This is a genomic window from Cupriavidus phytohabitans, from assembly GCF_017815025.1.
Classification (GTDB): Bacteria; Pseudomonadota; Gammaproteobacteria; order Burkholderiales; family Burkholderiaceae; genus Cupriavidus.
The window spans coordinates 1-4,875 of the sequence record NZ_JAGIQB010000129.1 but is presented as its reverse complement, the minus strand read 5'-3'; the positions used below and the strand labels follow the sequence as shown (position 1 = coordinate 4,875).

Here is a 4,875-nt window from a genome sequence, read left to right as displayed (position 1 = left end):
CGAGCCGCCCCTGCGGCTCGCTCCGGCTCCATCATTTACCTTGACCGCTTCTCCATCAAATCTGGCGCTCGCGCTCACAAAGCTGGCAACTCAACCTGCTGGTGCGCGAGTTGATCGTAAATGCGGATTTGACCCGGGGGCGTAGTTTCCGAAGGCTCGGCGATCTGTATGCCGCTCTGCGGGTGATCATGGCCGCGTGGGATGTCAGCTATGCGCACGGCGCCAGTCCGGAACAGTTGTTGCGCGATCTCACCGCGATGGGGCACCAGCAATTCCCTTGGCAGACCCAGAGCAGCATGCAAGCCCTGTTTCGCTATTACCGGATCCTGCGCCGTCCGGACATGGCGGCGATGGTCGAGCGGGTGGTGGGGATGGACGTGCGCACGTACTTCCTGATCGGGATCATCGGCGGCGGCGAACTGATCCGGCGTCCATGGGTCGACGTGTGTCGCCCCCTCGATGAGGTGAACGTCGCGCCCGAACTAGTGCAGCGTTTCTATGCCCGGCTGACCACACGGATTGCGCCCTTACGGCATGCGATCTGGGCCAAGCAAAGTTTCGATCGAAGCTGGGGTTACACATGGAATCCGCTCGAAGCGACGCCGCTACTGCAGCTAGATCGCGGCTCTCGACAGGCCTACGCGCCGATCCCCGAGTTTTACTACCGGGCCATCACGCACGGCCTCTACTATGCGCTGGTCAAGCAAGCGGCCTTTTCCAGGGCAATCGGTGAAGCCTTCGAAGCCTATGTGGGGGAAGTCCTCCACGCCGCCTTTGCGGGTCCGCCATGGCAGGTACGCGGCGAGACGCCTTACCTCGTGGGGAAGGCGCGCAAGCACGGGGCCGATTGGGTGGTCACGGATGGCACCGGGCACCTCGTGATCGAATGCAAGGCCAAACGACTGCGGCTGGACGCCAAGATGCCGGGCGCGGACGACTCGTTTGATCAGCAGCTGGAGGTGTTGGCCCAAGCGGTGGTTCAGTTGTACAAGAACATCCGCGATGCACAGAGCGGCGATAACCAGGCGTGGCAGCCGAATGGCTTGCCGGTGTATCCCGTGGTGGTGACGCTGGACGAGTGGCACCTATTCGGACCGATCGCGCTGCAGACGCTCGAGGAGCGCGTGGTGGCGGGACTCGGGCAAGCGGGGATCCCAACTACCATGCGGCAAGCGATGCCATACACGGTCTGCTCCGCCGAGGACTTTGAGCGGGGCGTGTTGACCGTGGCCGAGCTCGGCCTCGCGACCGTCTTCGGGGAAAAGACGCAAGACGACTACAAAGCCCGATCCTTGCACGCCTTCGTGATGCACCGCCATCCCGAGGTGGCCGCCCGGGTTCACCGGGACTTATTCTGGGATGACCTACGGGAGATCGCGCCATTCGAGGCGGTGCATGGGCCGCCGCGTCAGACGGGTGCCCCGCAGGGGCAGGTTGAGCCAATCCGCCTTGAGGAACCGAAGGATTTGGTCGCCATCGGACAACACACCATCAGCCGCACCTGACATGAAGTTGACCGCGATATTCGCGGTATTCGGTTCTGTGCTGCGGCTCATGTCGTGCCGACGCATCGGAGCAACAGCTTGAACCCGAACAACCCGGCTTCCAAATCGGCGACGGACAATCGGGCAAATCAGCGGAACCCCGATAACCCGGAATACAATCGACATTGAGGTAGCGCTTCGGGTCCACGATGGCGGCATTGAACCAGCTAGCAACGCCAATCGCCATTCGATAAGAATGACCGCGGCGCTCGATAGGTAATAAGTAGATACAGGTACGACGATTGGAACCACAACAGCTTGATCTGCCAGGGATGCTGGGCGATGCCGGCGTCGCCAAGGAGGCAGACGAAGACGGGAGGGTCGCGGATGTGCAAAACCGGGGAGAACTCCACGTACACATGAACGGCGCGATTCCAACGTCGAAGATTCGAGAGATCCTAGCCGACGAAGCTACCGTATTGCCGGCTGGATTCGAGTTGGAGCGAGACCTGGTTCGGGCAACACCTTGCCAGTCGCTGGCGGCATACCTGACGCCTTGGCAAGTTCTGCGGCTCTTTCCGAGAAAGCGCGAGAACCTCGATCGCCTCACTCTTGCGGTCGTTGCAGGCTTGGCGGAAAACAACGTGCGCTTCGTCGAACTTCGAAGCAGCGTCCTGTACATCGCAGCGCTTCAGAAGTGTTCGCCAGCACAGGCGCTCGAGCGCCTGATCGAATCGACCGGGGAGGCTGCAAAGCGCCACGGTATCCGTCGCGGCTTGATTCTCACGGTGACGCGTGGCGACTACAGCGCAGTCAGCCTATCCACCCTCCTGCAGGCCTACGTGGACCTTGGTGAGCCGAAGGAGGTGATTGGGCTCGACCTGGCTGGGGATGAAGAAATGGCGTATCCGTCGGAGTTGCCCTCGCTCTTTCGGGAAGCCAAGGACAGGTTCGGGCTCGGGATCACGATCCATGCCGGTGAAACAGGCCGCGTGGAGAACATCTGGTCTGCCGTAGAGCTGTTCGGCGCAGATCGCATTGGCCACGGGACAGCTGCTGGTAAGGATCCAGAACTGCTGGAGCTTCTTTCCACCAGGAGAATCTGCGTCGAGGTATGCCCGATCAGCAATCGGCTCACTGGCGCTATTCGTACGAGCGAGGCTCACCCGCTTCAACAGTTCCGGCGATATGGCGTACCGTTTGTCATTTGCTCGGATAACCCTGCAATTCACCACCGCGGCCTCGCGGACGACCAAGCCGCTGCGATGGCCGAAGGGCTGTCGATCAGTGACATGCGACAGCAGTACGAAGTAGCCAAGCGCTACTCATTCATGAAGGATCTACTTTGAAAATCCGTTTCATGTCGGGCAACGAGCACAAGATCGCCGAAGTGCAGCGGATACTTGCCCCCGTAGGAGTGGACATCGTGCCGATCTCGAGGAAAATCGAGGAACTCCAGACCGAAGACGTCGAGAGCCTGGTGCGGGACAAGCTGGCCAAGGCGTTCGAGGCCATCGGTCGCCCGTTGTTCGTCGAGCATACAGGCTTGTACTTGAGCGGCCTCAACGGACTTCCCGTGGGTTTAACGCAGATCTTCTGGGACAGGCTGAAGGAGGATCGCTTCGCTGACCTCGTTGCAGGACTTGGCGATGCCAAGGTCACTGCCAAGACGGTCCTCGGGTACTGCGACGGGCGCGAAATCCACCTATTCGAGGGTGCGATCGACGGGACCGTACCTCGCAGACCTGCCGGTCCACCAGACTTCCAATGGGACTGTGTCTTCGTCCCGGATGGCAGCACTCGGACGTTCGCTGAGATGGGACCGGCCAAGGATGACATATCCATGCGCCGCAAAGCACTGGACCTATTTGCAGCCCACCTCAAATCTGCGAAGGGCACAAAATGAAAGACGAACTGCTTGATGCGCATCGCACCGGCAAGCTGATGCTGTTTGTGGGCGCCGGAGTTTCTGCAAACCTTGGCCTGCCGAGTTGGAGCGAGTTGATCGCGCACATCGCGGAGGAGCTTGGCTATGACCCGAAGATTTTCTCTACCTACGGCACTCCTCTGGCCCTTGCAGAGTACTACAAAAAGAAGAAGGGCGGGCATGATTCGCACAAAAAATCCCGCACCGGCGAGCCGGTGCGGGGTGAAGACTCGGAGACGAGTTGATTAAGTCATGAAGAGCGCCCCCGCACTCCATGACTTAATCAACCTTACCACGCCAGCCAGCCCGTCCGCTGGACCTATGCGAAGTCATGCCGTGCTCGCGCGAAATGGCGGGCCTGTCGCATTCATCGAGCTTTTCGTTCGCACGGTCCATCTACGTGGCGGTGCGCTGGCGCAGCACGCCGGTGCTGGTGTGCAGTTCGAAGTCGAGACGGCCGGTTTGGCGCTGCAGTGCCTGGGCCGCGTTGCGTACCTAGTGTGCAGATGGTTGGCCCTTAAAAGGCTGCTAGTGTGTCGTTCTGTTCTTGATGGAACTTATATGAATTCGGCGTCTCGCAATCCCCTACTGCGACACAGCGTGGAGAGAGCGAGTGCGAGTTGCCCCCGAGATCCTGTTGTCCGACGAGGAGCAAACCAAGTTGACGAGGCTGGTTCGGTCCGCGCTCACGAGCGTGAGGCTGGCGCAGCGCGCACGCATCGTGCTACTGGCCGCCGATGGAATGCAGAACAAAGACATCGCCGAGCGGTTGGGAGTCGGACGCGTGCAGGTCTCGCGTTGGCGTGAGCGGTATGCGCAATCGGGACTGGCCGGTATCGAACGCGACTTGCCGCGCGGTGCGCCGCCGTTGAAGGTCGATACGGCGCGTCTGGTGGAACTGACCACGCAGAGCAAGCCCCAAGCAGCCACGCACTGGAGCACGCGCAAGATGGGCGCCGAGTTGGGCGTGAGCGCCAGCACCGTCATGCGCCATTGGCACCCCCACGGGTTGAAGCCGCACATCGTGCGCGGCTTCAAAGTGTCGCGCGATCCGAAGTTCGTCGAGAAGCTTGAAGACATCGTTGGCCTCTACATGTCGCCACCCGAGCACGCGCTGGTGCTATGCTGCGATGAGAAGAGCCAGGTGCAGGCGCTGGATCGCACGCAGCCCGGCTTGCCGTTGAAGAAGGGACGTGCGGCCACCATGACACACGACTACAAGCGCAATGGCACGACCACGCTGTTCGCCGCGCTCAACGTGCTCGATGGCCAGGTCATCGCCCAGTGCCAGCAGCGCCACCGCCATACCGAGTGGTTGAAATTCCTGCGCAAGATCGACCGCGAGACGCCCAAGGACAAGACGCTGCATCTGATCGCCGACAACTACGGGTTCCGTCGCGATAAGGAGGTAGGGGCGAGCGGGGGACGGAAAGGTGCTGCGGTTAGGCCACCAGGGAGTAGAAC

At 60.9% G+C, this 4,875-nt stretch carries 5 protein-coding genes; all 5 read left to right on the top strand.

The features are described from left to right. Positions 1-101 precede the first annotated feature (101 nt). Positions 102-1,505 (top strand): hypothetical protein, encoded by a 1,404-nt coding sequence (locus J8I34_RS33290; RefSeq protein ID WP_209808446.1) that lies wholly within the window; start codon positions 102-104, stop codon positions 1,503-1,505. Between the two features lie 281 nt (positions 1,506-1,786). Continuing rightward, positions 1,787-2,833, top strand: a complete 1,047-nt coding sequence (locus J8I34_RS33285; RefSeq protein WP_209777926.1) for an adenosine deaminase family protein — start codon at positions 1,787-1,789, stop codon at positions 2,831-2,833. Then, on the top strand, positions 2,830-3,390 hold the full coding sequence (locus J8I34_RS33280; RefSeq protein WP_245176328.1) for a non-canonical purine NTP pyrophosphatase: 561 nt from the start codon (positions 2,830-2,832) through the stop codon (positions 3,388-3,390). Before J8I34_RS33285 ends, J8I34_RS33280 begins: the two co-directional genes overlap by 4 nt. After that, entirely contained in the window at positions 3,387-3,656 is a 270-nt protein-coding gene (locus tag J8I34_RS33275; protein WP_245176327.1) for an SIR2 family protein, read from the top strand. The genes J8I34_RS33280 and J8I34_RS33275 overlap by 4 nt, the downstream gene beginning before the upstream one ends. Positions 3,657-4,048: 392 nt before the next feature. After that, positions 4,049-4,875 (top strand): IS630 family transposase (locus J8I34_RS33270; RefSeq protein ID WP_209808444.1); only part of this gene is annotated, 827 nt, incomplete at its 3' end.

What these genes read in the sequence shown, in the direction of transcription:
- J8I34_RS33275 (WP_245176327.1), top strand. Translation starts at nt 3,387, where the DNA reads ATGAAAGACGAACTGCTTGATGCGCATCGCACCGGCAAGCTGATGCTG.